The sequence below is a fragment of the Burkholderia sp. MSMB1078WGS genome (assembly GCF_001528895.1).
Classification (GTDB): Bacteria; Pseudomonadota; Gammaproteobacteria; order Burkholderiales; family Burkholderiaceae; genus Burkholderia.
Map to the genome: position 1 here is coordinate 45,079 of NZ_LPDI01000114.1, position 26,617 is coordinate 71,695.

The following is a 26,617-nucleotide window of genomic DNA, read 5'->3' on the forward strand; positions in this document are numbered from 1 at the left end:
ATCGCCGCACTGCACGCGGCTTCACCACGGGAACGCATCGCATGAGCCACCCCCTCAACGTCGTCGCGATATCGGGCAGCCTGCAGCGGCCGTCGCGCACGCTGGCGCTGACCGACGCGATCGTCACGGCGCTCGGCGCCGCGCTGCCGATCGACGCGCGGCGGATCGAACTCGGCGAGATCGGCAGCCGGCTGGCCGGCGCGCTCACGCGCGCGCAGGTGCCGGCCGATCTGGATGCGCTGATTCGCGCGATCGAGACGGCCGATGCGCTCGTCGTCGCGAGCCCGGTGTATCGCGCGTCGTACACCGGCCTCTTCAAGCATCTGTTCGACCTCGTGCGCCACGACGCGCTCGTCGACGTGCCGGTGTTGCTCGCGGCCACCGGCGGCAGCGAGCGTCATGCGCTCGTGATCGACCACCAGCTGCGCCCGCTGTTCAGCTTCTTCCAGGCGCGCACGCTGCCGATCGGCGTGTACGCGTCCGAGGGCGATTTCGACCGGTACCAGATCGCCGGCCAGGCGTTGCGCGAGCGCATCGCGCTCGCCGTCGACCGCGCGGTGCCGCAACTGCGCCCGCACGCGCTTTCCGCCGCGGCCGCGTAAGCCGCTTTTTCGTTTCCCCTTCGACCAGGACATTTTCATGAGCCTTCCCGACCCTTCCGCCGACGGCGTCAAATTCGCGTACTGGGTGCCGAACGTCAGCGGCGGCCTCGTCGTCAGCACGATCGAGCAACGCACCGACTGGAGCCTCGAATACAACCAGAAGCTCGCGCGGACGGCCGAAGCGGCCGGCTTCGACTATGCGCTGAGCCAGATCCGCTTCACGGCCGGCTACGGCGCCGAATACCAGCACGAATCGGTGTCGTTCAGCCAGGCGCTGCTGCATGCGACGACCAAGCTCAAGGTGCTCGCGGCGATCCTGCCGGGGCCGTGGCATCCGGCCGTGGTTGCGAAGCAGCTCGCGACGATCGATCACATCTCGAACGGGCGCATCGCGATCAACGTCGTGAGCGGCTGGTTCAAGGGCGAATTCACCGCGATCGGCGAGCCGTGGCTCGAGCACGACGAACGCTATCGGCGCTCGAAGGAATTCATCCAGGCGCTCAAGGGCATCTGGACGCAGGACAACTTCACGTTCAAGGGCGACTTCTACCGCTTCAACGATTACACGCTGAGCCCGAAGCCGGTGCAGAAGCCGCATCCGGAAATCTTCCAGGGCGGCAGCTCGCGCGCGGCGCGCGACAACGCGGCGAGCGTGTCGGACTGGTATTTCACGAACGGCAATACGCCGGAGAACCTGAAGGCGCAGATCGACGACATTCGCGCGAAGGCGGCCGCGAACAACCATCGCGTGCGCATCGGCGTCAATGCGTTCGTGATCGCGCGCGACACCGAGGAAGAAGCGCGGGCCGTGCTCGACGACATCATCCGGCATGCGCACGTCGAAGCCGTGCACGCGTTCGGCGATGCGGTGAAGGAGGCCGGCAAGGCGTCGCCCGAAGGCGAGGGCAACTGGGCGAAATCGACGTTCGAGGATCTCGTGCAGTACAACGACGGCTTTCGCACGAACCTGATCGGCACGCCGCAGCAGATCGCCGAGCGGATCGTCGCGCTGAAGGCGATCGGCGTCGATCTCGTGCTGGCCGGCTTCCTGCACTTCATCGAGGAAGTGGAATACTTCGGCCGGCGCGTGCTGCCGCTCGTGCGCGAACTGGAGGCGCGTCGGCAGGCCGTTGCCGCGTGACGCCTGTCCGACGCACGCGCGCGGCCTGCGATCGCGCAGGACCGCGCGGCGGCGTGACGTTCACACGACGCCCGCCAGCCTCGATGCCTCGATCACCATCTGCACGCCGAGACTGCCGAGGATGATGCCCATCGCCCAGCGCTGCGCGAGCAGCAGCGTCGGGCGGCCGTGCAGGAACGTCGCGAGGCCGCTCGAGCAGAGCGCCACCAGCCCGTTGGCGGACGCGAACGCGGCGATCAGCAGCGAGCCGAGAAACAGCGACTGGCCGAACACGCTGCCTTGCCCGTAATCGATGAACTGTGGCAGCAGCGACACGAACAGCATCGCGAGCTTCGGGTTCAGCACGCTGGTCGTCGCGCCCATCGCGAGCAGCCGCAGCGGTTGCTCGGTGGGCAGCGCCTTCACCTCGAACGGCGAGCGGCCGCCGGGCCGCACCGCCTGCCATGCGAGGTACAGCAGATAGGTTGCGCCGACCGCGCCCAGCACGCTGCCCGCATAGGGCACGCTCATGAACAGCGTCGTGATGCCGAATGCGGCGGCGAACATGTAGAACAGGTAGCCGATCATCACGCCGGCGAGCGAAATGAGCCCGGCCGCCCGCCCCTGCGCGATCGAGCGCGACATCACGTAGACCATGTTCGGCCCCGGCGTGACCGCGAGCATGCCGCCGATGACGAGAAACCCGTAGAGCGATCCGGACGTGTGCATGTTTTCCGCTTCCTGCATCGAATGAGTGCTGATGGCGTCGATTGTCCGGCGATGGAGGTGAACAGTAAAACGGGATAAACTGAATCGATTGATCAGTTTTTCTGAATCGACATGAAGAAGCTCGACCTCGATGTGCTCGCGATGGTGGTGGCCGTCGCGGAATCCGGATCGTTCGCGCGGGGCGCGCAGGCCGTGCACCGGTCGCCGTCGGCGGTGAGCATGCAGATCAAGACGCTGGAAGACGCGCTCGGCAAGCCGCTGTTCATCCGCGACACGCGCAACGTGACGGCGACCGACGACGGCAGGATGCTCGCCGATTACGGCCGCCGGATGCTCGCGATGCGCGACGAGGCGTGGGCGTCGGTCGTGCGTCCGGAGATGCGCGGCCGCGTGACGATCGGCGTGCCCGACGACTACATCTCGTCGCTGCTGCCGCAGGTGCTCGGCAAGTTCGCCGCGATGCATCCGCGCGTGGAAGTGCGCGTGATCGGCCAGCCGAGCAGCGCGCTCGTGCCGATGCTGAAGGACAACACGGTCGACCTCGCATGCCTCACGCGAATCAAGGGCGTGACGGGCGAGCTGATCCGGATGGAGCCGCTCGTCTGGGCCGGCTCGGCGAAACGCGACGTGTGGGAAGAGCGGCCGCTGCCGGTGGCGTTTTTCACGCACGGCGGCAGCATGGCCCGCGATCACGCGGTCAGGGCGCTGAACCGGCGGAAGATTCCGTACCGGATGTCATACGAAAGCCCGAGCTTTCTCGGCCTGCTCAGCATGGTCGAGGCCGGCCTCGCCGTCGCGCCGCTCGCACGCTGCTGCGTGCCCGATCACTTGTTGCAGCTGACGGAGAGCCACGGGCTGCCGTCGCTCGGCGAACTCGAGGTCGTGCTCGCCCGCAGCGCGCAGTCCGCGCGCCCGCCGTGCGACTACCTCGCCGAGCAGATTCTCGGCGAATGGCGCACCTGACCGGCCCGTCGCCGGCGGCGCGTCAGCACGACGTCAGCAGCCATTCGCGGAAGGCGACGAGCGACGGCAGCGCTTCGTTGCCCGGCGGGTAGACGAGGTAATAGCTGCGCTGGCTGGTAATCGCGTCGCCGATCGAGTCGAGCTCGTCACGGCCCAATTCGTCCTCCACGAGCACCTTCGGCACCAGCCCGATCCCCATTCCGGCATGCACGGCCTGGATCAGATGCGACGTCAGCTCGAAACTCGGGCCGATGCGCATCTTGCGATGATCGAGCCGATAGTGCGAGAACCACTCGGCCCAGGCCTGCTGATTGCTCGTCACGCCCAGCAGCGTCTGCTTCGCGGCCCAGGCCGGCGTGCGCGCGTCGGCCTTGCGGCCGCTGCCCGTGGCGGGCGGCGCGATCGCGATCAGGAACTCGTTGTACAGCCGGTGCGCATGCAGGCCCGGCCAGTCGCCGGCGCCGACGGTGATCGCCGCGTCGAGGTCGTCGTTGAGGAAATCGATCGCGCCGATTCGCGAATGAAGGTGCACGGTCACGCCCGGGTGCGCGGCATAGAAGCCGTGCAGGTGCGGCAGCAGCCATTTCGACCCGAAGGTCGGCAAGGTGGCCAGCCGGAGCGAGCCGGCGCCCGCCCGATGCGACATCGCCTGCAACGTCGCGCCGCGGATGCGCCCGAGCGCGCCGGTCAGCTCGCCGAAGTAGCGGCGGCCGACGTCGGTCAGCTTGACCGAGCGGCCCTCGCGCCGGAACAGCGGCACGCCGAGCTGATCCTCGAGCGTCTGGACCTGCCGGCTGATCGCGCTCTGGCTCAGCGACAGCTCCTCGGCCGCGCGCGTATAGCTTTCATGCCGCGCGGCGGCCTCGAACACGAGCAGCAGCGACATCGAGGGGGTGAGGCGGCGGTAATTCATGAGTTTTATGCAAGCTTCGACGAGGGAGAATTCGTTTGTTTATAACGGAGTATCGAAAGATACTGGAATTCCCGGTTGCACGGAAACTTGCCAAAAAATCATGTTTCGGTGCGCACGAACCGGCCTGCTCCACCCACATTGCGTTTGTGCCCCATGTCGATCGTCCCGTTGCCTCGCCCCGCCAGCCCGTCCGCGAACGTTTACCGCGATTTTCTCGCCGCGCTGCAGGCGGCCGGCTTCGCCGGCGAAATCCGTACGGATCACGCGAACCGCACCGTGCAGGCCACCGACAACTCGATCTACCAGCGCCTGCCGCAGGCGGTGATCTGCCCCGCGCATACGGACGACGTCCAGCTGCTGGCCCGGCTACTGGCCGAGCCCGCGCACCGCGACGTCGCGGTGGCCGCGCGCGGCGGCGGCACCGGCACCAACGGGCAGTCGCTGACCGACGGCATCGTCGTCGACCTGTCTCGGAACATGAACCGGATCCTCGAAATCGACGTCGCGCAGCGCTGGGTGCGCGTGGAGGCGGGCGTCGTCAAGGATCAGCTCAATGCGGCGCTGAAGCCGCACGGGTTGTTCTTCGCGCCGGAGCTGTCCACGTCGAATCGTGCGACCGTCGGCGGGATGATCAACACCGACGCCAGCGGGCAGGGTAGCTGCACGTACGGCAAGACGCGCGATCACGTGCTCGAGCTCGATTTCGTGCTGATGGGCGGCGAACGGCTGCGCAGCGGCGCGCTCGACGATGCGGAGCTGGAACGCCGCTGTGCGCGGCAGGACCGCGTCGGCAACGTGTATCGCACCGCGCGGCGCATCCGCGACGACAAGGCGGCGCTGATCGACGCGAAGTTTCCGAAGCTCAACCGCTGCCTGACCGGCTACGACCTCGCGCACCTGCGCGAACCGGACGGCCGTTTCAACCTGAACAGCGTACTGTGCGGCGCGGAAGGGTCGCTCGGTTTCGTCGTCGAGGCGAAGCTCAACGTGCTGCCGGTCCCGAAGTTCTCGGTGCTGGTCAACGTGCGTTATGCGGGCTTCATGGACGCGCTGCGCGACGCGCGCGCGCTGCTCGAACACCGGCCGCTGTCGATCGAGACGGTCGACTCGAAGGTGCTGATGCTCGCGATGAAGGACTTCGTGTGGAGCAGCGTGGCCGAGTATTTTCCGCAGGACGACGCGCGCCCGACGCTCGGCATCAACCTGATCGAATTCAGCGGCGACGACGAACACGACGTCGATGCGCGCGTGCGCGCGTTCGTCGAGCATCTGCGCATCGATACGAGCGTGGAGCGTCTCGGCCATACGCTGGCGGCCGGCGACGATGCGGTGAAGCGCGTGTATGCGATGCGCAAGCGCGCGGTCGGCCTGCTCGGCAACGTGCAGGGCGAGGCGCGCCCGCAACCGTTCGTCGAGGACACCGCGGTGCCGCCCGAGAACCTCGCCGCGTACATCGCCGAATTCCGCGCGCTGCTCGACGGCCACGGGCTGCAGTACGGGATGTTCGGCCACGTCGATGCGGGCGTGCTGCACGTGCGCCCGGCGCTCGACATGAAGGATCCGAAGCAGGCGGCGCTGGTGCGGCCCGTGTCGGACGCGGTGGCCGAACTTACGCAGCGTCACGGCGGCTTGCTGTGGGGCGAGCACGGCAAGGGCGTGCGCTCCGAATATGCGCCGGCGTTTTTCGGCGAGCTGTATCCGTCGCTGCAGCAGTTGAAGGCCGCATTCGATCCGCACAACCAGTTCAACCCGGGCAAGATCGCGACGCCGCCGGATCGCACGCTGCGATTGCTGAAGATCGACGAGGTGCCGACGCGCGGCGATCACGACCGGCAGATCGACGAGCGCGTGTGGCAGAGCTACGGCACCGCGATGCATTGCAACGGCAACGGCGCGTGCTACAACTTCGATCCGGACGACGCGATGTGCCCGTCGTGGAAGGCGACGCGCGAACGCGTGCAGTCGCCGAAAGGGCGTGCGTCGCTGATGCGCGAATGGTTGCGCCTGCAACGGCAGGCCGGCGTCGACGTCGTCGCGGCGGCGCGCACGCGGCAACCGGTCCTGCGCGGCCTGGTCGAGCGCTGGCGCAACAGCCGCAACGCCCGTCGTGGCGACACGGATTTCTCGCACGAGGTGTACGACGCGATGGCCGGATGCCTCGCATGCAAGTCGTGCGCGGGACAGTGTCCGGTCAAGGTCAACGTGCCCGAGTTCCGCTCGCGCTTTCTCGAGCTGTATCACCAGCGCTACCTGCGGCCGCTGCGCGACTACCTGATCGGCTCGCTCGAATTCACGATGCCGTGGATGGCGCGCGTGCCCGCGCTGTACAACGGGCTGATGGGATCCGGCTGGGTGCGGGCGCTGCTCGAGCGTCAGGTCGGCATGGTCGACAGCCCGCTGCTGAGCCGCTTCGATCTCGCGGCCGTGATCCGCGCGTGGCGCGTGAAGCCGGCCGACCCGCATGCGCTCGCCGCGCTGAGCGATGCGCAGCGCGCGCGCAGCGTCGTCATCGTGCAGGATACGTTCACGCGCTATTTCGATACCGAGCAACTGGCGACGCTGATCGAGCTGGCGGCGCGCCTGGGCTATCGGGTGTGGCTCGCGCCGCTCGCGCCGAACGGCAAGGCGCTGCACGTGCAGGGCTTTCTGCAAGCCTTCGCGAAGGCGGCGATCCGAAACGCGACGCAACTGGCCGCGCTGGCGCGCTCGGGCGTCGCGCTGGTCGGCCTCGATCCGGCGATGACGCTCACGTATCGGCAGGAATACCTGAAGGTGACGGGGCTCGCCGACGTGCCGAAGGTCGCGCTGCCGCAGGAGTGGCTGCTGGATGCGCTGCCGCAAGCCGGTGCGGGTGGGGCGACGGTTTCATACCGGTTGTTGCCGCATTGCACCGAGAAAACCAATGCGCCGGACAGCGGCAAGCAATGGGCGCAGGTGTTCGCGCGTCGCGGGTTGCGCCTGCAGGTTCAGGCGGCCGGGTGTTGCGGGATGTCGGGCACGTACGGGCACGAGGCGCGCAATCTCGCGACGTCGAAGACGATCTATGCGCAGTCGTGGGCTGCGCACGTCAATGCGCCGGACGAGGAGGGTGAAGCGCTGGCGACCGGGTATTCGTGCCGCAGCCAGGTGAAACGCCTGTCGTCGAAACAGGTGCGCCATCCGTTGCAGGCGCTGCTCGACCATGTGCGGGCGGTGGGGTGACGACGGGGCGGTGCGGGCCGAGCGGCCCTTGAGGCGGCGTCGATCGAGCGTCGAGCGGCAATCCCCGTGCCGCTGTCGACCTTCGCCGGCGCTGGTCAGGCGTCGGCTTTCGCCGCTTTCCGCGACCGCGATTTGTCCGCTGCGGGAAGCACGCCGACGCCGCGCGGCCGTTTCGGCTCGATCCGCATTTGCCGGATCACGCGCCGGAAGTCGATCTCGTGCGCGGCCAGCGTACCGATCAGTTTCGCGATGACCGCGAGGTGGGAAGGGACGGTGCCCTTGCTCGAATAGTTCGTGATGGAGCTTTCGTTCATCCGGATCAGGCGGGCGAACTCGCGCGCCGTCAACTGCGCCTTCTTCAACTCCTGCTGGAATTCCGCATACGCCATTGCACACATGATGCTTCGTCTCCGTGAATCAGAATTCGTCCCGCGCGGCGCTGGCGCCGACGGGTGGCGTTCCCGTCGTGCCGGCGCCGTGTCGGGTTACATCTTCACCTGGTCGAGGAAGGTCTTCTTGCCGCTCTTGTAGCCGTAGATCGAGATGACCCCGTGCGTCAGGTCGCCCTTCGAGTCGAACGTCGTCGTGCCGATCACGCCGTCGTACTTCGTCGCCGGCATCGCCGCGAGGATCTTCGCCGGGTCGGTCGAGTTCGCACGCTTCATCGCGTCGACCGCGATATAGACCGCGTCATACGCGAACGGCGCGTCGAACTTGATGCCCTGGTTGAAGCGCTTCTGGTACTTCGCGAGGAAGCTCGCGCCGCCCGGCATCTTCTCGAGCGCAGCGCCTGCCTGCGAGCACAGCACGTTGTCGGCCGCCGGGCCGGCCAGTTCGGCCAGCGAGTCGGTGCACACGCCGTCGCCGGACAGGATCTTCGCGCGCAGGCCGAGCTGCTTCGCCTGCTTGGCGAGCGGGCCGCCGGTGGCGTCCATGCCGCCGTACATGATCGCGTCGGGGTTTTCGCCCTTGACCTTCGTCAGGATCGCGCGGAAGTCGACCGCCTTGTCGTTGGTCGCGTCGTGCGACAGCACCTTCAGGCCGAGCGCCTTCGCCTTCTTCTCGAACTCGTTCGCAAGGCCCTGGCCGTATGCGGTCGAATCGTCGATCACCGCGACGCTCTTCACGCCCTTCGACTGCGCATAGCTCGCGAGCGCCGGGCCCTGCTGCGCATCGGTCGCGACGACGCGGTAGGTCGTCTTGAAACCCTGCTGCGTGTAGGTCGGGTTCGTGGCCGACGGCGAGATCTGCACGATGCCCGCATCGCTGTAGATTTTCGATGCCGGGATCGACGTGCCCGAATTCAGGTGGCCGATGACGGCGACGACCTTGTCGTCGACGAGCTTCTGCGCCACCTGCGTCGCCTGGCGCGGGTCGGCCGCGTCATCCTGCGCGTCGAGTTGCAGCGTGATCTTCTTGCCGCCGATCGTCAGGCCCTTCGCGTTGATTTCCTCGACCGCGAGACGCGCACCGTTCTCGTTGTCCTTGCCGAGGTGCGAGATGCCGCCCGTCGTCGGTTCGACGCTGCCGATCTTCACGACCTGGTCGGCCATCGCGCTCGACGCGGCCGCGAACGCGGCGGCAGCCAGTGCAACGGTGATCAGGGGTTTGCAGCGCATGCCGACAGTGCTTCGTTCCATCTGCCATCTCCGAATTGAATGTCTTTCTATTGACGTCTCGACCGGCCGGCCGCGGGCCGGGGCGATCGGACGATTTTCCATACCCGTCACGGGCGTCGCTTGCATGGTGTCCGGCCGGGTGACCTGCCGCCCGGGCGAGCGGGCGGGTGCCGCACGCCATGCAATTCGTATGAATATATCGGAACCCGCTTCCTTGTGCTGCGGCGCACCGCGTGGCGGACCGTTGCGGCATGCGCCGGCGCGCGGATGTCGAGGCTTCCGGATACCGGAAACCATGCGCCGCAGCGGCCCCCGGATTGCGGTTCGCTGTCGTCGGCCTTACGGCCGCATCCATTATTCGGCCGGTCGCCACGGCGAAGCCATGGACACTGGCGCACGGTCAATCGGGAACTGTTCGGTCGATTTGTCTGCACAGTTTGGTCAATGGCGAATGGCGTATCCGGTTTCATGGTCGTGCTCGATCGAGTGCGATCGCCGTCGTTATGCAACTAACGGTCAAGTTTGACTGCGCCGGCGGGTGGGTGCCGATTACACCGACCGAACCGTCCATCGAGATCGGCAGAAACCGGGGCGTTTTGGGGCCGGCGTCGCGGCAAATCCGGACCGTCGCGTCGGCCGCGCGCAATTCGCCGCACGCGCAAGCTTACGACCGTCCGCGCAATGCGACGACGATCACGCCTGCAATCGCCAGCAGGCCGCCGCACGCCGTCGCGATGCCCGGCCGCTCGCCGGTCAGCACCACCGACAGCAGCGTCGCGACCGCCGGCGTCAGGTAGAGAAAGTTGGCCGCGCGCGCCGCGCCGAAGTAGCCGAGCGCGAAGGTCCAGGTCGCGTAACCGAGCGCGGCGGGAAAGACGCCGAGTACGACGACGGCCAGCGCCGTGTCGCGCGACCCGCCGCCGAGCGACACGAGCGCGCCGGGCAGCCAGGGCACGAGCAGGATCGCGCCGGCCAGCAGCGTGTAAGCGGTGCACGGCAGCGCGCCGTACACGGGAATCAACCGCCGCTGCAACACGAAATAGCTGGCCGAACACAGCGCCGCGCCGAGGATCAGCGTGCTCCCCGAGCCGAGGACGAGGCCGCCGGGCTGCCCTTGCGCGATCACCGCGATGCCGGCGAGGCTGACGAGCGAACCGAGCCAGCCCCAGCGATTGAAGCGCTCGCGCAGAAACACGGCGGCCAGCAATGCGGTGAAGATCGGCAGCGTGTTCACGATGAAACTTGCCGCGCCGGCCGACACGGTCTGTTCGCCGGTATTGAGCAGCGCGTTGTAGAGGGCGATGCCGAGCAGGCCGCACGCGAGAAAGCGCCACGCATCGCCTTTCGCCGGCAGCGGCGGCCGTTGCCATGCGAGCCATGCGATCACGAGCAACGCGGCGGTCGCGAAGCGCGCGGCCGCGAGCTGCAGCGGCGCGAGGCCGTGCAGGCCGATCCGGATGAACGGGAACGCGGACGCCCACGAAACGATCGTGAACGCGACCGCGGCTGCCGCGACGAGCGGTTGTCGCGCGCCGCGCGACGTCGGTGACGAAAGGGTATTCATGCGGCAATGATGCGGCGTGGCGAGATGTTAAGCTAGCGCACAGATCAACACCCGGATATGAATATGGCTCACAGCTCGGGGCCGCGGCGGCCCGACGGCTCGGCGCGTGCGCGTCAGGCGGCCGGCGGGCTGTCGGTCGCCGCGCCGATGCCGGGCCCGCGGCCGCCGCTCGCGAGCCTGGAGACGGTCTGCACGGTGGCGCGCGAGGGTTCGTTTCTCGCGGCGGCCAACGTCTCCGGCGTCACGCACGGCGCGATCAGCCGACGGGTGGCCGCCGTGGAAAACTGGCTCGGGATGGCGCTGTTCGAACGGCATGCGCGCGGCGTGCGCCTGACGCCGGACGGGCAGCGCTTCGTCGGCCGCATCGAGCAGGCATTCGCGATCATCGACGGCGCGGCCGATCAGTGGCGCACGCCGCGCACGCCGCGGCTGGTGCGAATGAGCGTGGTGCCCGCATTCGCGCAGTTGTGGCTGCTGGAGCGGCAGCAGGCGCTCGAGAATGAAGCGCCCGCGTTGCGCATCGAGCTCGGCATCGAACTGCGCAACGTGGATATCGCGGGCGGCGAAGCGGATCTGTCGATCCGGTACGGGCGCGGCAACTGGCGTCGGCTCGACACCCGCCCGTTCATGCCGGAGCGGCTCTATCCGGTCGCGCATCCGCGGCTCGCCGCGCAACGGGCGATGCCGCGCTGCTCGACATGCCGTTGCTGCACGATTCCGACGTGACCGGCTGGCGCACGTGGTTCGATGCGCTCGGCGTTCCGTTCAAGCCGCGTGCGCAGGATCGCCGGTTCGAGGATTACAACCTCGTGCTGGCGGCGGCCGAAGCGGGGCTGGGCGTGGCGCTTGCGCGAACGCCGCTTGCGGATGCGTATCTGCAGCGCAGCGCGCTCGTGCGCGTGAGCCGTCACGAGGTCGATTCGCCGCTCAGCTATCACTTCGTGCATGCGAAAGGCGAGAATCGGCCGGAGGTCCTCGCGTTGATGGAACGGATGGTGAAGGCGCTGCGGTAGCGCGCACCCGGCGGTTCGCGGAGGCGGCCGCCCGTTCCGTTCGTTCGGCCCCGGACGCCGAATCGTTACAATGCAGCCGCGGAAAACGGCGAGATCGCCGCAGTGAAGCGGAATCGCGCCTTTGCCCGACGGCAGGGCAATCACCAACCATTGCAGTACGGGTTCAAATTTGCACAAAAGGGAACCGATGAATAGACCAGACAAATCGTCGAAAGCGCGTGCGGCGCTGGATCAACTTTTTTCCGGCCTGGCGCCTGCGGACGCGAAGCGCGCATCGCCGCGTCCGGGCAATCCGTTCGAAGCGGACGACGAGGTGTCGAATGCATCCGGCGGTCGCGGCGGGGTGGAAGTCACGCTGTCGACCCGCATCCAGCTGCGCGGTTATCCGAGCGCCGACGCGTTCATGAAACGCATGGCCGAAGCGTGGGGCCTCGAGTGGGGCACCTACGACAGCGTCCGCGCGGTGGCGACGCTGCCTGCCGGATGGCGCTCCCGCCGGCTTCCGGAGGTCACGCAGATCGTCGACGAACGCGACGTGCTGCGCGCCGAGAGCAGCCTGCAGGGCGGCGAGATGTCGTATCTGAAGGTGTATCCGCGCTACTACATCGATGCGCGCAAGCGTTTCGGCTGGACGAAGTCGTCGAAGGCATCCGACGATCCGGATCTCGACGGCCCCGACTGGAACTGCTTCGTGGTCGATCGGGAAAAGTCCGTCGAAGTGCATGAGCTGACGACGTCGTCGTTGAAGGCCGACATGGACAATGCCCGGGCGACGCTGCTGAAATGGCTCGACGAGCACTATCCGAAACATCGCGACCCGTTTGCGTACTGGTCGGACTGCGAAGGGGCGTCGTAAACCGCGCTGCACGGCGGCTCGTTCGACGCATCGACGGGGCCGCCACGAGGACGACCATTGAAACAAGCGAGTGTGATCCCGATGCTCTGGGCGGCGTTCGGCGCAGCGGTCGGATCGACCGTCGTCGAGTTGCTGCTCTGGGCAATCGCCGGCGATGACGCCGTCCGGAATCTGTTGCGCGACGCGCGCCTCACGGCTGCGATCGTGATGGGGCGAAGCGTGCTCGATACGTCCGGCGGCTTCGATCCGCTGGTCATGGGCGTGGCGACGCTCGTGCACGCGGCGCTTTCGCTCGTCTATGCGGGCGCGCTGGTACGGCTGGTCCACGGGCTGTCGTGCGTGGCCGCCGTGTTCGCGGGCGGCGCGTTCGGGCTCCTGCTGTACGGCGTGAACCTGTACGGCTTCACGGCGATCTTTCCGTGGTTCATCCCGGTTCGCGGCGCGATCACGCTGATCGCACATCTGGTATTCGGGATCACGGCCGCAGTTGTCTACTGCGTTGCCGGACGTCACGCTACACGCTGATCCCGGCATCGATCGCCGCGGGCACTGCCACCCTCGTCCGTCTTGTGATCCCTGGAATGACCGGCGGCGATCGTCCTGCGACGTGACGATCAGAACTTGTGGCGAATGCCGACGATCGCGAGTTCCTGTGTATCGGTGCCGGCGTTCACGCCGTACGAGCCGACCGATGCGGCCGCCTTCACGGTCGCCCCGCTCGCGTTGAGCGTGTTGCCGCTCGCCTTCTGATAGCCGAACAGCGCATACAGGTCGGTGCGCTTCGACAGGGCGTAATCCGCGCCGAGGTTGACCTGGTTGTAGTGCGCGGAAGCCGGGCCCGTCAGCGACGTGTAGTTGTAGCCGACGCCCGTGCGCAATGCCGGCGTGAACTGCCAGTTGAAGAATGCCGAACCGTTGTTGAACTTCGCGTTCTGGCTGAATGCCGATAGCGTGTCCGCGCCGTACTGCGTATTCGAATACGCGAGGCCGAAGGTCGCCGGCCCGGCCACGTACTGGCCGGCCACGCGCACGATCTGGATCGACTTCGCACTCGAGAAGCCCTGGTTGATCACGGTATTGAACAGCGTGTCCGAACTGCTCGACCACGTGCGCACGCCACCCGCAACCGTCGTGCCGCCGTTCGCGTAGAAGTAGCCGGCGCCGAGCGACAGCGGGCCGCTCGCGTAGCTCGCGCCGAAGCTGTACGTACGGCCGCTGCCGGTCGCGCCCGCGACGCCGCCGAAGCCGTACAGGGCCGCGAACTGGAAGCCGGAGATCAGCGGGCTCGTGTATTTCACCGAGTTGCTGACGCGCAGGCTGTTGTCGTAGTTGTCGAGATCGCCCGGCGTCGCAAATACGCCGCCGAAGTAGTTGTCTTGCGTGAGGCCCTGCACGAGATCCACGACCGGGTCGTACTGGCGGCCGAGCGTCACGGTGCCGTACGTGCTGCTCGCGAGGCCGACGACGGCCTTGCGGCCGAATTCGCGCTGGCCCTGGCCGAGCGCGCCGGTGCCGATGTTGAAGCCGTTCTCGAGCTGGAACAGTGCGGACAGGCCGCTGCCGAGATCCTCGACGCCGCGCAGCCCCCAGCGGCTGCCCGACAGGTTGCCGCTGCTGAACTTCACGAGGCTCGCCGCGTTGCTGCCGTTCGCGTTCTGCGCGTTGTGGACGTACGCGATGCCCGCGTCGGCGATACCGTACAGCGTGACGCTGCTTTGTGCGTGGGCGCCCGCGGCGGCGAGCGCGGCCGGCAGCGCGAGCAGTGCGAATGACCGGATCTGTTTCATGGTTGGATTCCCCCGTTGGTCGATTGGTCTGACGAGTCGGTGCACGATACGGACGGCACGGCGTCAAGGGAACCAATAAATTGTCGGATCGTTATGAGGCGGCGCGGCGATGGATGCGCGCGCAACGGATCGACGAGCGGCTCGCGGATAGCGTGTGCATCGCACACGTGCCGCGCGATCCGGCGCGCCAGATCAGTGGTGCGCGTCGCCCGGTGCGAACAGGCGCGGCTGCGCCGCGTTCAATGCGTCGTCCGCCTCTGGCTGCCACGGAAAAATTCCGTTGCGGTCGGGCCACAGCAACTGCACGCACGGGAAGTCGTCGTTGCCGTAGAACCAGCGGTTCCAGCCGAGATGGGCTTCGTAGTGTTTCTTCTCGACCGGCATCAGCAGCGCGTTCGCGTTGCCGTAGACGGCGGCCGTGACTTCACCGATTGGCGGCGGCGTGCCGGCCGCGACCTTCCGGTAGACGTCCCACAGCACGTCATGGACGATGCGTGGCGGCAACGAGAAAACGATGATTTCGGGGAAACCGTGGTTGACCCACAGTCCGGTCGTGAACGAGAAACCCGGCGCGTCGCCTTCTGCAAATACTTCCGTACGGAACCATCCGTGCTCGCGAATCTGATGCACGAAGCGCTGCTCGTCTTCCTCGAGCACCGAATCGGGCGCATCGAGCGCGGTCGCGATATCCGGTCGCGTGGTCATGGGAGCTCCTTGGGCCGGTCTATTGCACCACGTCTTCCGCTTCCGCCGTTTCGCCGAGGAACCCGCCGCTCTGGTGCGCCCACAGCGCCGCGTAAATGCCACCTGCCTGCAGCAACTGCTGGTGCGTGCCTTCCTCGACGATGCGGCCTTCGTCGAGCACGATCAGCCGGTCCATCGCGGCGATCGTCGACAGCCGGTGCGCGATCGCGATCACCGTCTTGCCGCGCATCAGACTGTCGAGGCTGCGCTGGATCGCGACTTCGACCTCGGAGTCGAGCGCGCTGGTCGCTTCGTCGAGCACGAGGATCGGCGCGTCCTTGAGCATCACGCGCGCGATCGCGACGCGCTGCCGCTGGCCGCCCGACAGCTTCACGCCGCGCTCGCCGACTTCGACGTCGTAGCCGCTGCGGCCATGGCGGTCGCGCAGCCGGCCGATGAACTCGGCCGCTTCCGCGCGCACGGCCGCATCCTGCATTTCGCGTTCGGTTGCGTCGGGGCGGCCGTACAGCAGGTTTTCGCGCATCGTCCGGTGCAGCAGCGACGTATCCTGCGTGACCATCCCGATCGCGCCGCGCAGGCTGTCTTGCGTCACGTGTGCGATGTCCTGCCCGTCGATCCGGATCGTGCCGCCGCCGACGTCGTAGAAGCGCAGCAGCAGGTTCACGAGCGTCGACTTGCCGGCGCCCGAGCGACCGATCAATCCGATCCGCTCGCCGGGCCGGATCGTCAGGTTCAGCCCGTCGAATACCGCACGATCGTTGTCCTCGTGTGCGAACTGCACGTTGTCGAACACGATTTCGCCGCGCTGCACCGCGAGCGGCTTCGCATCGGGCGCATCGACCACGCTGCGCACCTTCGTCAACGTGTTGATGCCGTCCTGGATCGTGCCGACATTCTCGAACAGCTCGGTCATTTCCCACATGATCCAGTGCGAGTAGCTCGACAGGCGCAGCGCCATCGCGATCACGGCCGCGACCACGCCCGCGCTCGCCTCGCCGTGCATCCACAACGCGAGTGCGAGCCCGGCCGAGCCGACCAGCAGCAGCGTCGACAGCAGGTGGTTGACGATCTCGAACGCGCTGACGAGCCGCATCTGCGCGTCGCCGGTCGCCTTGAACGCTTCCATCGCGCGCCGCGCGTGGTCGGCTTCGCGCCGCGTATGCGAGAACAGCTTCACGGTCGTGATGTTCGAATACGCGTCGGTGATGCGGCCCGTCATCAGCGCGCGCGCGTCGGCTTGCCGGCTGCCGACCGCGCCCAGGCGCGGCACGAAATACGCGCACGCCGCGCCGTAGCCGAGTGCCCACAGCGCGAGGGGAATCATCAGCCGCCAGTCGAAGCTGGCGGCGAGCACGAGAATGCCGATCAGGTAGGCCGTGACGCCGATCACGACGTCGACCGACATGAACAGCGCGTCGCGCACCGCGAGCGCGGTCTGCATGATCTTGGTCGTCACGCGGCCCGCGAACTCGTTCGCGTAGAACGACAGGCTCTGGTCGAGCATCAGCCGGTGAAACAGCCAGCGCAGCCGCATCGGGAAGTTGATCGCGAGCACCTGGTGCTTGACCATCGTATGCAGCGCGATCAGCAGCGCGCTGCCGACGAGGATCGCCGCGAAACCGGCGAGCGTGGCGAAGTGACGACCGCCGAATTCGGTCGGTGTCGACGACGACAGCCAGTCGACCACGTGCCCCATCATCGCGAACAGCGCGGCTTCGTACGCGGCTAGCGCGGCCGACGTCAGCGCGATCAGCAGGATCCAGCCGCGCGCGCCTTTCGTGCACGCCCAGACGAACGAGAAGAATCCCTTCGGCGGCGTGACGGGATCTTCGAGCGGGAAAGTCGGCAGGCGCCGTTCAAACCACGAATACATCGACTTGTTCTCCTGATGCGGCCCGACGTGACGGGCGGGCCGATGGTGCCGGACCGGATGCGATGCGGGCATCGTGTGCCGATACGTTCCTTTCGGCCGAACGGACGTTACGCCGCGATCGCGTGGCCCGGCTCGAAGTGTCGCATTGATTCGACCGCGCTGCAGGCGGGTTGTAAGCCGCCGCCGGCCGCGCGAACGGCGCCGTACTCGCGCATCGGGTTCTCAGGAATGGGCATCGCGCCCCTAAAAAAACCGCTTGACTATCTATCTATGAGTAGATACAGTTCGATCCATGGAAACGAAACCGACCGTCCGCGAACAGATTCTCGACCACGCGATCACGCTGATGATGCAGCGCGGTTACAACGGCTTCAGCTATCGAGACCTGTCCGACCTGGTGGGCGTGAAGACGTCGAGCATCCACTACTACTTCCCGTCGAAGGACGATCTCGTGCTGGAAGCGGTGGCGGCGTACAGCGACGAAGTCCTCGCGGCCGTGCGGGCGATCGATGCGGCCTTGCCGGCCGACGTGAAGCTGAGCCTGTACACGAAGATGTTCGGTCGCACGCTCGGTGACGGCAATCTGATCTGCCTCTGCGGGATGCTCGCGGCCGACATCGAAACGTTGCCGGAGAACGTGCGGCAGGCCGTGCAGGCATTCTTCACGGCCAACGAACGCTGGCTGGCGGAATTGCTCGCGCAAGGCGCGAAGGAAGGCACGCTGCAGTTCAGCGGCGAGCCCGACACGGCGGCGCGCACGTTGTACGCGGCGTTTCAGGGCAGCGTGCTGGCCAGCCGGCTGTTTCACACGCGGGCGCGTCTCGAGGACGTCGAGGCCGTCTGGAAAACGCGGCCCTGACGGGCGGCGCAAGCAGTGGGGCGGTTCGCCGCCCTTTTAATGAATCTCGCTATCTATCATGTAGTAGATAGATGGCTCGCGCAGATGGATCGACCATCTGCATTTTTTGGGGAAATTTGTCTATCTATGAGTAGATAAATTGATGCGATGCCGGCGGAGAAGCCGCCGGCACGCGGTCCCCGGTTCGAAGGCTGTTTCATTCATTTGCTGAAAAGGAGTCTGTCATGTCGATCGAAAAAGTGCTGTACCGCGCTCATGCAAAAGCCACCGGCGGCCGCGACGGCCGTGCGACGGTGCCCGAAAGCGGTCTCGACCTGAAGCTGACCACGCCGCGCGAGCTCGGCGGCGCGGGCGGTGCGGGCGCGAACCCCGAGCAACTGTTCGCCGCCGGCTACAGCGCGTGTTTCATCGGCGCGATGAAGTTCGTCGCGGCGCGCGACAAGATCGCGATGCCCGCGGACGCCGCGATCGAAGGCAGCGTCGGTATCGGCGCGATCCCGAACGGGTTCGGCATCGAAGTGGAACTGAAGATCTCGCTGCCCGGCCTCGATCGTGACATCGCGCAAACGCTGATCGACCGCGCGCACGTCGTCTGCCCGTACTCGAACGCGACGCGCGGCAATATCGACGTCACGCTCACGCTCGTCTGATCGATCGTACTGCAAAACATTCATCGCCATTCGTAGAATCAACCAAGGAGTCGCACCATGAAGATCGTCAAGCCGCTGCTGATCGCCGCCGCCGTTGCAGCCGCGTTGTCCACCGCACCTGCCGCGTTCGCCGCCGGCGCCGACACCGTCCGTCCCGATGCGAAGACGAGCGCGTTCCTCGCCGCGCTGAACGGCCAGAAGGGCCCGGGCCTCGAAACGCTGAGCCCCGCGAAGGCGCGCCAGGTGCTCGTTGACGCGCAGAATGGCGCGAAGGTCGATCTGTCCGGCATCGACGTGTCGAACCGCACGATCGAGCAGGACGGCCTGTCGGTGCCGGTCACGATCGTGCGTCCGCTAGGCGCGACGGGCACGCTGCCGGTATTCGTGTTCATCCACGGCGGCGGTTGGGTGCTCGGCGATTTCCCGACGCACGAGCGCCTCGTGCGCGATCTCGTCGTGCAGTCGGGCGCCGTCGCGGTGTTCGTGAACTACACGCCGTCGCCGGAAGCGCGTTACCCGGTCGCGATCAACCAGGCGTATGCGGCGACCAAATGGGTGGCCGCGCACGGCGCGGAGATCGGCGTCGACGGCAGCCGCCTCGCGGTGGTCGGCAACAGCGTCGGCGGGAACATGTCGGCCGTCGTCGCGCTGATGGCAAAGGACAAGGGCGGCCCCGCGATCCGTTTCCAGGGGCTGATGTGGCCGGTCACGGATCACGACTTCAATACCGGTTCGTACCGCGCGTATCAGCAGGGCCACTTCCTGACGCGGCCGATGATGAAGTGGTTCTGGGACGCCTATACGAAGAACGAAGCGCAACGCAACGAGATCTACGCGTCGCCGCTGCGCGCGAGCCTCGCGCAGTTGAAGGGGTTGCCGCCCGCGCTGATCCAGGTCGCGCAGTTCGACGTGTTGCGTGACGAAGGCGAAGCGTACGGTCGCAAGCTCGACGCGGCCGGCGTGGACGCGACGACCACGCGCTACGACGGCACGATCCACGATTTCGGTTTGCTGAACGCGTTGGCCGACGATGCACCGACGAAGGCCGCGATCAAGGCGATGGCCAATGAAATCGCGACGCGGCTGAAGTAACGCGATCGAAATCGATCGAACCTGAACGGCAGGACGGCGGGCACATGCCCGCCGTTCTTGCATGAGGGCGTTTCGTTCATGCCCGGCCGTGCGCCGAGAGAAACGGTCGAATGGCGAGCGCGCAATCGCACGATCGCGCCCGGCCGCCGGCATTGTTGGTACGATCGCGCGTATCGTTCACGCCGGCGTCGCAAGCCGCCGGCTCATCGGCCGTGCGGCTGCACGGCAGCGCGGCCACGTTCGGGAGAAGCGGTTCATGTTGCAGGCGTTCGCGGTCTTGCTGATCTTCCAGTGTCTCGGGGAAGGGGTGTCCTATTTGTTCGGCCTGCCGGTGCCGGGCCCGGTGATCGGCATGCTGCTGCTGTTCGGCTTCGTGATGCTGCGCCCGCAGGTGGCCGATGCGATCGAGCCGACCGCGCTCGAGCTGCTGCGTCACCTGTCGCTGCTGTTCGTGCCGGCCGGCGTCGGCATCATGGCGTCGGCCGACCGCGTGCGCGGCGACGCGGTCGCGGTCGTCGTCGCGCTGGCCGTCAGCACCACGCTCGCGATCGCGGTGACGGCGCTCGTCACGCGTGCGTTGCTGCGACGCCAGCGCCGCGCGGGCGGCACTGCGGAGGGCGCGCAATGACGGCCTTCCCGAAGCTCGGCGCGATCTGGGTCTATCTCGCCGCGAGCCCGCTGCTCGGCCTGACCATCACGCTGGTCGCGTATCTGTTCGCCCAGGCCGTCTATGCGCGGGCACGCTTCAACCCGCTCGCGAATCCGGTGCTGATCGCGGTCGCGGTGATCGTCGTGCTGCTGACGCTCACGCATACGCCGTATCCGACGTATTTCGAAGGCGCGCAGTTCGTCCATTTCCTGCTCGGCCCCGCGACCGTCGCGCTCGCGCTGCCGCTGTACCGCCAGTGGTCGAAGCTGCGGCGTACCGCGCTGCCGTTGCTCGTCGGCCTGCTCGCGGGTTCGCTGACCGCGATCGTGTCGGCGGTCGGTATCGCCGCGCTGTTCGGGGCGTCGCACCAGACGATCGCATCGCTTGCGCCGAAATCGGCGACGACGCCGATCGCGATGGCCGTCGCCGCCGAGATCGGCGGCATTCCGTCGCTCACGGCCGTGCTCGTGATCTCGACCGGGATTTTCGGCGCGGTGTGCGCGCGTGGGATCCTCAATCTGCTGCGGGTCGACGAGCCGGCCGTGCGCGGCTTCGCGCTCGGCGTCGCGTCGCACGGCATCGGCACCGCGCGTGCGTTCCAGGTCAGCGAGGAAGCCGGTGCGTTTGCCGGGCTCGGGATGGGGTTGAACGGCGTGCTGACGGCGTTCGTCGTGCCGATCCTGCTGCCGGTGCTGTCGCGCTGGATCTGAGCGCGCGGCCGCCGGGGTATCGGTTTCCCCGATGGTGCGGATGACAGGCCGACAGGATGGCGCTCACGGCGCGCATGTATCGTCGGCGTTATCAGGAGAATTCAGGAACGCCCAAGGACATTTGCGCAGCGATCGGCTAACGTTGCATCGGCGCCGTTGTCGCAAGCCGTCGCGTGCACGCCGGTGTCCGACCCACACTCAACAATCGACAAGGAGATCGGCCATGAAGCAGTCTCGCGTGGTTTCGGTGGCAGTAGCGGTAGCGGCGTCGTTCGGTCTGTTGTTGACCGTCGCGCCGACGGCATACGCGCAGGACCCGGCGTCCGCGCCGGCGCAAAAGCAGCTCGACAAGGCGCAGAAGAAGGCGGCGCGCAAGGCGGCCCGCGCGCGGCACGCGTCGGACCTGAAGGCGATCGGCACCGGCAGCGGCTACCGGTTGACCAACGACCAGAGCAACTATCCGCAGAACGCCGTGCAGAAGGCGCCCGCGACGAAGGCGGCGCCGGCCGCACCGGCTTCGGGCCAGTAACGGTCGAACGCGTTGCACAAGACGAACGGCGCCGGTCGACCCGGCGCCGTTCGTTCATGTGCGGAACTGCGGGGCCGCGGAGCCGCAGCGTTACGACGCGAGCTTGCTCGCGAGTTCCGCGACGTGCTTGCCCTGGTAGCGCGCGATGTCGAGCTCGTTCGCGCTCGGCTGGCGGCTGCCGTCCGCGCCCGCGAGCGTGGTCGCGCCGTACGGCGTGCCGCCGGTGATTTCGTTCATGTTGACGAGCCCGCTGCACGCATACGGGACGCCCACGATCACCATCCCGTGATGCAGCAGCGTCGTGTGGAACGACGTGATCGTCGTTTCCTGGCCGCCGTGCTGGGTGCCGGTCGACGCGAACACGCTGCCGATCTTGCCGACGAGTGCGCCTTTCATCCACAGGCCGCCGGTCTGGTCGAGGAACGTGCGCATCTGGCCGGCCATGTTGCCGAAGCGGGTCGGCGTGCCGAAGATGATCGCATCGTAGTCGGCGAGTTCGTCCACCGTGGCGACCGGCGCGGCCTGGTCGACCTTCACGCCGATCGCGCGGGCCTGGTCGACGGGGATCGTTTCCGGCACGCGCTTGAGCGTGACCTCGACGCCGGGCACCGATTTCGCGCCCTCCACGATGTGCTGCGCCATCGTTTCGACGTGCCCGTAGGACGAGTAGTAAAGAACGAGAACCTTGGCCATGTTGCGAATCTCCGATTAAAGGGGCCCCGCGGTCAGCGGAGCCCGGTTTCCCGAACGGGCGTCACGCCCATTCGGCCGTCACTTCGACCGGACGCAGGTCGAACACCAGCACTTCGGCATCCTTGCCGTCCGCGATCGTCAGCGCCTGTTCGCCGCGGATGCGCGCGCCGTCGCCTTCGCCGAGCGTCACGCCGTTGACCGTCACGCTGCCGCGCGCCACATGCACGTAAGCAAAGCGGTTCGGATCGAGTTCCAGCGTAGTGCTTTCGTCGCCGTCGAACAGGCCCGCGTAAATCCGCGTGTCCTGCCGGATCTTCAGCGAACCGGCATCGCCGTTCGGCGACACGACGAGTGCGAGCTTGCCGCGCTTGTCGTCGGCCGCGACATTCGTCTGCTGATAACGCGGCTCGGCACCCTTTTCGGCCGGCCCGACCCAGATCTGCAGGAAGTGGACCGGCGTGTCCGGCGAGTGGTTGAACTCGCTGTGGCGCACGCCCGTGCCCGCGCTCATCAGTTGCACGTCGCCCGGCACGATCACCGAACCGGTGCCCATCGAGTCCTTGTGTTCGAGCGCGCCTTCGAGCACGTACGACAGGATTTCCATGTCGCGGTGCGGGTGCGTGCCGAAGCCGCGGCCCGGGGCGACGCGGTCGTCGTTGATCACGAGCAGATCGGAGAAGCCGACTTGCTTCGGATCGTAGTAATTGGCGAACGAAAACGTATGACGGGAGCTGAGCCAGCCATGCTCCGCACGGCCACGTTGGTTTGCTGCACGGATGTCGATCATGATTTTTTCCTCAAGTCGCCGGACCTCGGAAGTGGGCCCGGCCGTTCGTTGAGATGAATCTTAGGTCAATCGATTTGACAAATAAATCGCTGTAGAGATAATGACTGTCGCTCTGGAGTGGACAATATGGAACTCAACGACCTGAGGATCTTCGTCGCGACCGTCGACGCAGGCAGCTTCACCGCGGCGGCCGACCAGCTGATGCTGTCCAAGCAGTTCGTCAGTCGGCGCACGATGGCGCTGGAGGCGTCGCTCGGCGTGCGGCTGCTGCATCGCAATACCCGCAATCTCGCGGTGACCGAATCGGGGCAGGAGTTTTATGTGCGCGCGCAGCGCATCCTCGCGGAGATCGCCGACGCCGAGCAGGCGATGTCGGTGCGCAGCACCGAGCTGCATGGCTCGCTGAAGATCAGCGCGCCGCTGTCGTTCGGGATCACGCACGTGTCGCCGCTGATCGCCGAATTCCTGTCCGCGCACCCGGCCGTGCGGCTGAACCTCGACCTGACCGACCGGCGCGTCGACCTGATCGGCGAGGGCTTCGACCTCGTGCTGCGGATCGGCTCGCTCGAGGACTCGACGCTGATCGCGCGACCGCTCGGCGCGTGGCGGATGATCGCGTGCGCGAGCCCTGCCTACCTGAAGCGGCATGGCGCGCCGCAGACGCCGACCGATCTGGCCGGCCATACGTGCGTGCTGTACGGGCGCGAGCGGCGGGTGGGCTGGGAATTTCGCGTCGACGGCGCGGCGCGCACGTTCGACGTGCAGGGGCCGCTCGTCGCGAACAACGGCGAAGTGGTGCGCGACGCCGCGATCGCGGGGCTCGGTATCGCGCTGCTGCCGCACTTCATCGTCGGCGCGGCGCTCGACAGCGGTGCGCTCGTGCCGGTGCTCGACGCGTACGCTCCGCCGCCGATCACGCTCAATGCCGTGTTTCCGCAGCACCGGGAGGGGTTCGTCACGCTGCGCACGTTCATCGGGTTTCTCGCGGAGCGGCTCGGGCAGCCGGCGCCGACGGACGCGAGCGGGGCGGGCCGGGTACGGTAGCCGGCCGCTTTGCGGTGAATGAGATGATTAATCTCCGCAGAATTTGCGGAGATTGTTGAGGCATGCGGCGTATCGGTGGATAATCTCCGCATCATGAGCGGAGATTACACCTTTATCTGGGAATCGGCCGACTGGCCGGCATGGCGCTTCGATCTTCCGACCCTCGCCACGCCGCTCGCCGACGTCAGCCGTGCGCAAGGCATGCTGGCCGGGCGATTGGCGGACCTCGGCCTGGCGTTGCGCGACGAAGCGAGCCTGGCCGCGCTGACGGATGACGTCGTCAAGACCAGCGCGATCGAAGGCGAGAACCTGAATGTCGCGTCGGTCCGGTCGTCGATTGCGCGCCGGCTCGGCGTCGACATCGGCGCGCTCGCGCCGGTCGATCGCCACGTCGAAGGCGTTGTCGACATGGTGCTGGATGCGACGACCCATGCGGCCGCACCGGTCACCGAAGCGCGGTTGTTCGGGTGGCATGCCGCCCTGTTCCCGACCGGCTATTCGGGGCTGTCGCGGATCACGGTCGGCGGGTGGCGCTCGGACGCGAGCGGGCCGATGCAGGTGGTCTCCGGGCCGATCGGCCGGCAGCACGTGCATTTCGAGGCGCCGCCGGCCACACGCCTGACGCACGAAATCGGGCGCTTTCTCGCGTGGTTCAACGCGCCGCCGGCCGAGCCCTTGCTGATCCGGGCCGGCCTGGCCCACCTGTGGTTCGTTACGCTGCACCCGTTCGACGACGGCAACGGTCGCATCGCGCGCGCGCTCGGCGATCTGGTTCTGGCACGCGCGGACCGCAGCCCGCAGCGTTTCTACAGCGTGTCCGCGCAGATCCAGCGCGAGCGCAACGCGTATTACGACGTGCTGGAGCGTACGCAGCGCGGTTCGCTCGACGTCACGGAGTGGCTCGCGTGGTTTCTGAACACGCTGGGCCGGGCCATCGATCATGCGCACACGACACTCGATGCGGTGCTGATCAAGGCGCGCTTCTGGCAGCGATGCGCGGGCGTCGCGATGAACGAACGCCAGGTCAAGGCCATGAATCGCCTGCTCGACGGCTTCGAAGGGAAGCTGACGACCACCAAGTGGGCCGCCCTTGCGAAATGCTCGCAAGACACGGCGCTGCGCGATATCACGGAGCTCGTCGAGCAGGGCATGTTGCGTCGCTCGGCGTCCGGCGGGCGGAGCACGAGTTACGAGCTGGTGCCGTTCGACGGCTGACGTCATTGCCGGCTCGTCTCGTCCCGCGCGCGAAGGCGCCGTGTGCATGGCCGATGCGGCGGATGCGATTGCGACACGCGTGGGGCAGGTCGCCGCGCGGCGCATCCGGCTCCGGTCGATGAAAGACGACGGGCCGACCAGGCGTGACGGCGCTCGGGCGATCGTGTTCATCGGGATCGTCGATGCAGTAAGCGGGGCGCTGGCCCGCTATTTCTTGCGCGTCGCGTGCGCCTGCGTCCGCGCGGGCGGCGCCGCCGATTCCCGTATGCGCAGCTCGGGCAGGACGGCATGGCCGGGCCCCGTGGCGCCGTTCTCGAGCGCGTCGAGCAACGCGCGCGCGGCCTGGCGGCCGATCGCGTCGGTGTCGACCCACATCGTCGTCAGCGACGGCCGGATCTCGCGCGCGAGCGCGACGTCGTCGAAGCCGGTGATCGACAGCTGCGCTGGCACGTCGATGCCGAGCGCCTGCGCTTCGAGCAACGCGCCGAGCGCGAGCGCGTCGTTGCCGCAGATCACGGCGGTCGGCCGCGTCGCCGCATCGCTGCCGACGATCGCGCGCAGGCTCGCTCTCCCGAACGCGATCGTGGCCGCGCCTTCGTGCTGATGCACGGGGCGCACCGCGAGCCCGTGCGCGGCCAGCGTGTCGTGAATGCCGCGCAGCCGGGCCTGCACGCGGTCGTTGTCCGTCGACGGCTGCATGACGATCGCGAAATCGCGGTGGCCGAGGTCGAGCAGGTGCGTGGTGAGCCGGGCGAACGCCGCGCGGTTGTCGAAGCCGATGCAGCAATGCGGGCTGTCGTCGCGGTACGCATACGTGACGACGTACGGCACGCGATGCATCGCAAGGAGTTCGAACAATTCCGGCGGATACGCTTCGCCGACCAGCGATACGGCTTCCACGCCGCGCGACAGCATCGCGCGCACCTGCGCGAGCGCTTGCGCGGGGTCGTAGTTCGAGCAGCCGAGGAACAGCGTGATGCCGTGCTCGGCCATGACCGTCTGCATGCCGGCGACCTGCGACGCGAACACCTGGTCGTCGAGGGTCGGAATGATCGCGCCCGTGATGTGGGTGCGCGTGGATGCGAGTGCGCGGCCGGCCGCATTCGGGATCCAGTTCAGTGCGAGCGCCGCGTCGCGCACGCGCTGCTGCACGTCGGCCGACACCTTGCCGGGATCGTTGTACACGCGCGAGACGGTCGCGGTCGATACGCCGGCCAGTTTCGCGACGTCGCCGAGCACCGAGCGGCCGCTGCCGCGGCGTGCCCGAGGCGTGCTCATCGGCCGTCTCCGTGCGTGGCGGCCCCGTCGCTACCGTGTGCCGTCAAAAGCGTCATTGTTTACCCTCGATTCGTGATGGCCCCGCTTGCATTCTCGAGCGAGCCTGCGAGAATGTAAGCGCTATCTTGCTACCGCTTCTTATTATGTCAGACACCTGCCCGATCCG

Annotated in this window: 25 protein-coding genes and 1 pseudogene; 15 read left to right on the top strand and 11 right to left on the bottom strand. The window is 67.2% G+C overall.

Going from position 1 to position 26,617, the window contains the following annotated elements; all coding sequences use genetic code 11:
* Positions 1-41 precede the first annotated feature (41 nt).
* On the top strand, positions 42-602 hold the full coding sequence (gene msuE, locus WT24_RS30755) for an FMN reductase (protein ID WP_060037007.1): 561 nt from the start codon (positions 42-44) through the stop codon (positions 600-602).
* Positions 603-639: 37 nt separating this feature from the next.
* On the top strand, positions 640-1,743 hold the full coding sequence (sfnG, locus tag WT24_RS30760) for a dimethylsulfone monooxygenase SfnG (RefSeq protein ID WP_059790228.1): 1,104 nt from the start codon (positions 640-642) through the stop codon (positions 1,741-1,743).
* A gap of 60 nt (positions 1,744-1,803) precedes the next feature.
* On the opposite strand, the gene WT24_RS30765 is transcribed toward sfnG, so the two are convergent.
* The gene (locus tag WT24_RS30765; protein ID WP_060037129.1) at positions 1,804-2,451 is read right to left on the bottom strand and encodes a LysE family translocator; all 648 of its coding nucleotides are present in this window, start codon (positions 2,449-2,451) and stop codon (positions 1,804-1,806) included.
* A 111-nt stretch (positions 2,452-2,562) separates the two neighbouring features.
* Between WT24_RS30765 and WT24_RS30770 the strand changes: the two genes are divergently transcribed.
* Entirely contained in the window at positions 2,563-3,414 is an 852-nt protein-coding gene (locus WT24_RS30770; protein ID WP_059498768.1) for a LysR substrate-binding domain-containing protein, read from the top strand.
* Between the two features lie 22 nt (positions 3,415-3,436).
* Here WT24_RS30770 and WT24_RS30775 read toward each other — a convergent pair whose 3' ends face one another.
* A complete protein-coding gene (locus tag WT24_RS30775; RefSeq protein WP_060037009.1) occupies positions 3,437-4,327 on the bottom strand; it encodes a LysR substrate-binding domain-containing protein in 891 nt (296 codons plus the stop codon).
* A gap of 153 nt (positions 4,328-4,480) precedes the next feature.
* Here WT24_RS30775 and WT24_RS30780 point away from each other — a divergent pair, with 153 nt between their 5' ends.
* Positions 4,481-7,528 (top strand): FAD-binding and (Fe-S)-binding domain-containing protein, encoded by a 3,048-nt coding sequence (locus WT24_RS30780; protein WP_060037011.1) that lies wholly within the window; start codon positions 4,481-4,483, stop codon positions 7,526-7,528.
* Between the two features lie 95 nt (positions 7,529-7,623).
* On the opposite strand, the gene WT24_RS30785 is transcribed toward WT24_RS30780, so the two are convergent.
* The 3 genes from WT24_RS30785 to WT24_RS30795 all read right to left on the bottom strand — a co-directional run bounded on the left by WT24_RS30785 (position 7,624) and on the right by WT24_RS30795 (position 10,711).
* Positions 7,624-7,926 carry a hypothetical protein gene (locus WT24_RS30785; RefSeq protein WP_059498765.1) on the bottom strand — a complete coding sequence of 101 codons (303 nt, stop codon included), beginning with the start codon at positions 7,924-7,926 and terminating at the stop codon, positions 7,624-7,626.
* Positions 7,927-8,013: 87 nt separating this feature from the next.
* The gene (locus WT24_RS30790; protein ID WP_059498764.1) at positions 8,014-9,168 is read right to left on the bottom strand and encodes a branched-chain amino acid ABC transporter substrate-binding protein; all 1,155 of its coding nucleotides are present in this window, start codon (positions 9,166-9,168) and stop codon (positions 8,014-8,016) included.
* A 643-nt stretch (positions 9,169-9,811) separates the two neighbouring features.
* Positions 9,812-10,711 carry a DMT family transporter gene (locus WT24_RS30795; RefSeq protein ID WP_060037013.1) on the bottom strand — a complete coding sequence of 300 codons (900 nt, stop codon included), beginning with the start codon at positions 10,709-10,711 and terminating at the stop codon, positions 9,812-9,814.
* A 57-nt stretch (positions 10,712-10,768) separates the two neighbouring features.
* Here WT24_RS30795 and WT24_RS30800 point away from each other — a divergent pair.
* From WT24_RS30800 to WT24_RS30810, 3 genes and pseudogenes are all read left to right on the top strand, one after another.
* Positions 10,769-11,724 (top strand): annotated as a pseudogene (locus WT24_RS30800) (LysR substrate-binding domain-containing protein).
* A gap of 187 nt (positions 11,725-11,911) precedes the next feature.
* Positions 11,912-12,580 carry a hypothetical protein gene (locus WT24_RS30805; protein ID WP_059498761.1) on the top strand — a complete coding sequence of 223 codons (669 nt, stop codon included), beginning with the start codon at positions 11,912-11,914 and terminating at the stop codon, positions 12,578-12,580.
* Between the two features lie 57 nt (positions 12,581-12,637).
* A complete protein-coding gene (locus WT24_RS30810) occupies positions 12,638-13,105 on the top strand; it encodes a hypothetical protein (protein ID WP_060037015.1) in 468 nt (155 codons plus the stop codon).
* Between the two features lie 89 nt (positions 13,106-13,194).
* On the opposite strand, the gene WT24_RS30815 is transcribed toward WT24_RS30810, so the two are convergent.
* The 3 genes from WT24_RS30815 to WT24_RS30825 form a co-directional block, all read right to left on the bottom strand.
* Positions 13,195-14,367, bottom strand: a complete 1,173-nt coding sequence (locus WT24_RS30815) for a porin (protein ID WP_060037017.1) — start codon at positions 14,365-14,367, stop codon at positions 13,195-13,197.
* Positions 14,368-14,559: 192 nt separating this feature from the next.
* Complete coding sequence (locus WT24_RS30820) at positions 14,560-15,072, bottom strand: DUF4262 domain-containing protein (protein WP_060037020.1); 513 nt, start codon at positions 15,070-15,072, stop codon at positions 14,560-14,562.
* A 19-nt stretch (positions 15,073-15,091) separates the two neighbouring features.
* Positions 15,092-16,945, bottom strand: coding sequence for an ABC transporter ATP-binding protein (locus tag WT24_RS30825; protein ID WP_059498817.1), 1,854 nt, complete (start codon positions 16,943-16,945; stop codon positions 15,092-15,094).
* A gap of 292 nt (positions 16,946-17,237) precedes the next feature.
* On the opposite strand from WT24_RS30825, the gene WT24_RS30830 reads away from it, so the two are divergent.
* The 6 genes from WT24_RS30830 (at position 17,238) to WT24_RS30855 (ending at position 21,434) form a co-directional block, all read left to right on the top strand.
* Positions 17,238-17,804, top strand: a complete 567-nt coding sequence (locus tag WT24_RS30830) for a TetR/AcrR family transcriptional regulator (RefSeq protein WP_059498758.1) — start codon at positions 17,238-17,240, stop codon at positions 17,802-17,804.
* Positions 17,805-18,028: 224 nt separating this feature from the next.
* Positions 18,029-18,454, top strand: a complete 426-nt coding sequence (locus WT24_RS30835; protein ID WP_034208878.1) for an organic hydroperoxide resistance protein — start codon at positions 18,029-18,031, stop codon at positions 18,452-18,454.
* 57 nt (positions 18,455-18,511) lie between these two features.
* Positions 18,512-19,546 carry an alpha/beta hydrolase gene (locus WT24_RS30840; RefSeq protein WP_060037022.1) on the top strand — a complete coding sequence of 345 codons (1,035 nt, stop codon included), beginning with the start codon at positions 18,512-18,514 and terminating at the stop codon, positions 19,544-19,546.
* Positions 19,547-19,802: 256 nt separating this feature from the next.
* Positions 19,803-20,174: a CidA/LrgA family protein gene (locus tag WT24_RS30845; RefSeq protein WP_060037130.1), complete on the top strand. Its 372-nt coding sequence runs from the start codon at positions 19,803-19,805 to the stop codon at positions 20,172-20,174.
* Positions 20,171-20,905, top strand: coding sequence for an LrgB family protein (locus tag WT24_RS30850; RefSeq protein ID WP_034208881.1), 735 nt, complete (start codon positions 20,171-20,173; stop codon positions 20,903-20,905). The genes WT24_RS30845 and WT24_RS30850 overlap by 4 nt, the downstream gene beginning before the upstream one ends.
* Before the next feature lie 223 nt (positions 20,906-21,128).
* Positions 21,129-21,434, top strand: coding sequence for a hypothetical protein (locus WT24_RS30855; RefSeq protein WP_059498754.1), 306 nt, complete (start codon positions 21,129-21,131; stop codon positions 21,432-21,434).
* A 90-nt stretch (positions 21,435-21,524) separates the two neighbouring features.
* Here the strand turns inward: WT24_RS30855 and wrbA are convergent, their stop codons facing one another.
* Entirely contained in the window at positions 21,525-22,127 is a 603-nt protein-coding gene (gene wrbA, locus WT24_RS30860; protein ID WP_012337108.1) for an NAD(P)H:quinone oxidoreductase, read from the bottom strand.
* 61 nt (positions 22,128-22,188) lie between these two features.
* The gene (locus WT24_RS30865; protein WP_059498753.1) at positions 22,189-22,914 is read right to left on the bottom strand and encodes a pirin family protein; all 726 of its coding nucleotides are present in this window, start codon (positions 22,912-22,914) and stop codon (positions 22,189-22,191) included.
* Positions 22,915-23,040: 126 nt separating this feature from the next.
* On the opposite strand from WT24_RS30865, the gene WT24_RS30870 reads away from it, so the two are divergent.
* Both WT24_RS30870 and WT24_RS30875 read left to right on the top strand, forming a co-directional pair.
* Positions 23,041-23,958, top strand: coding sequence for a LysR family transcriptional regulator (locus WT24_RS30870; protein ID WP_059826875.1), 918 nt, complete (start codon positions 23,041-23,043; stop codon positions 23,956-23,958).
* 93 nt (positions 23,959-24,051) lie between these two features.
* On the top strand, positions 24,052-25,173 hold the full coding sequence (locus WT24_RS30875) for a Fic family protein (RefSeq protein ID WP_218921584.1): 1,122 nt from the start codon (positions 24,052-24,054) through the stop codon (positions 25,171-25,173).
* Positions 25,174-25,380: 207 nt separating this feature from the next.
* Here WT24_RS30875 and WT24_RS30880 read toward each other — a convergent pair whose 3' ends face one another.
* Positions 25,381-26,451 carry a LacI family DNA-binding transcriptional regulator gene (locus tag WT24_RS30880; protein ID WP_060037024.1) on the bottom strand — a complete coding sequence of 357 codons (1,071 nt, stop codon included), beginning with the start codon at positions 26,449-26,451 and terminating at the stop codon, positions 25,381-25,383.
* Positions 26,452-26,617: the final 166 nt, after the last annotated feature.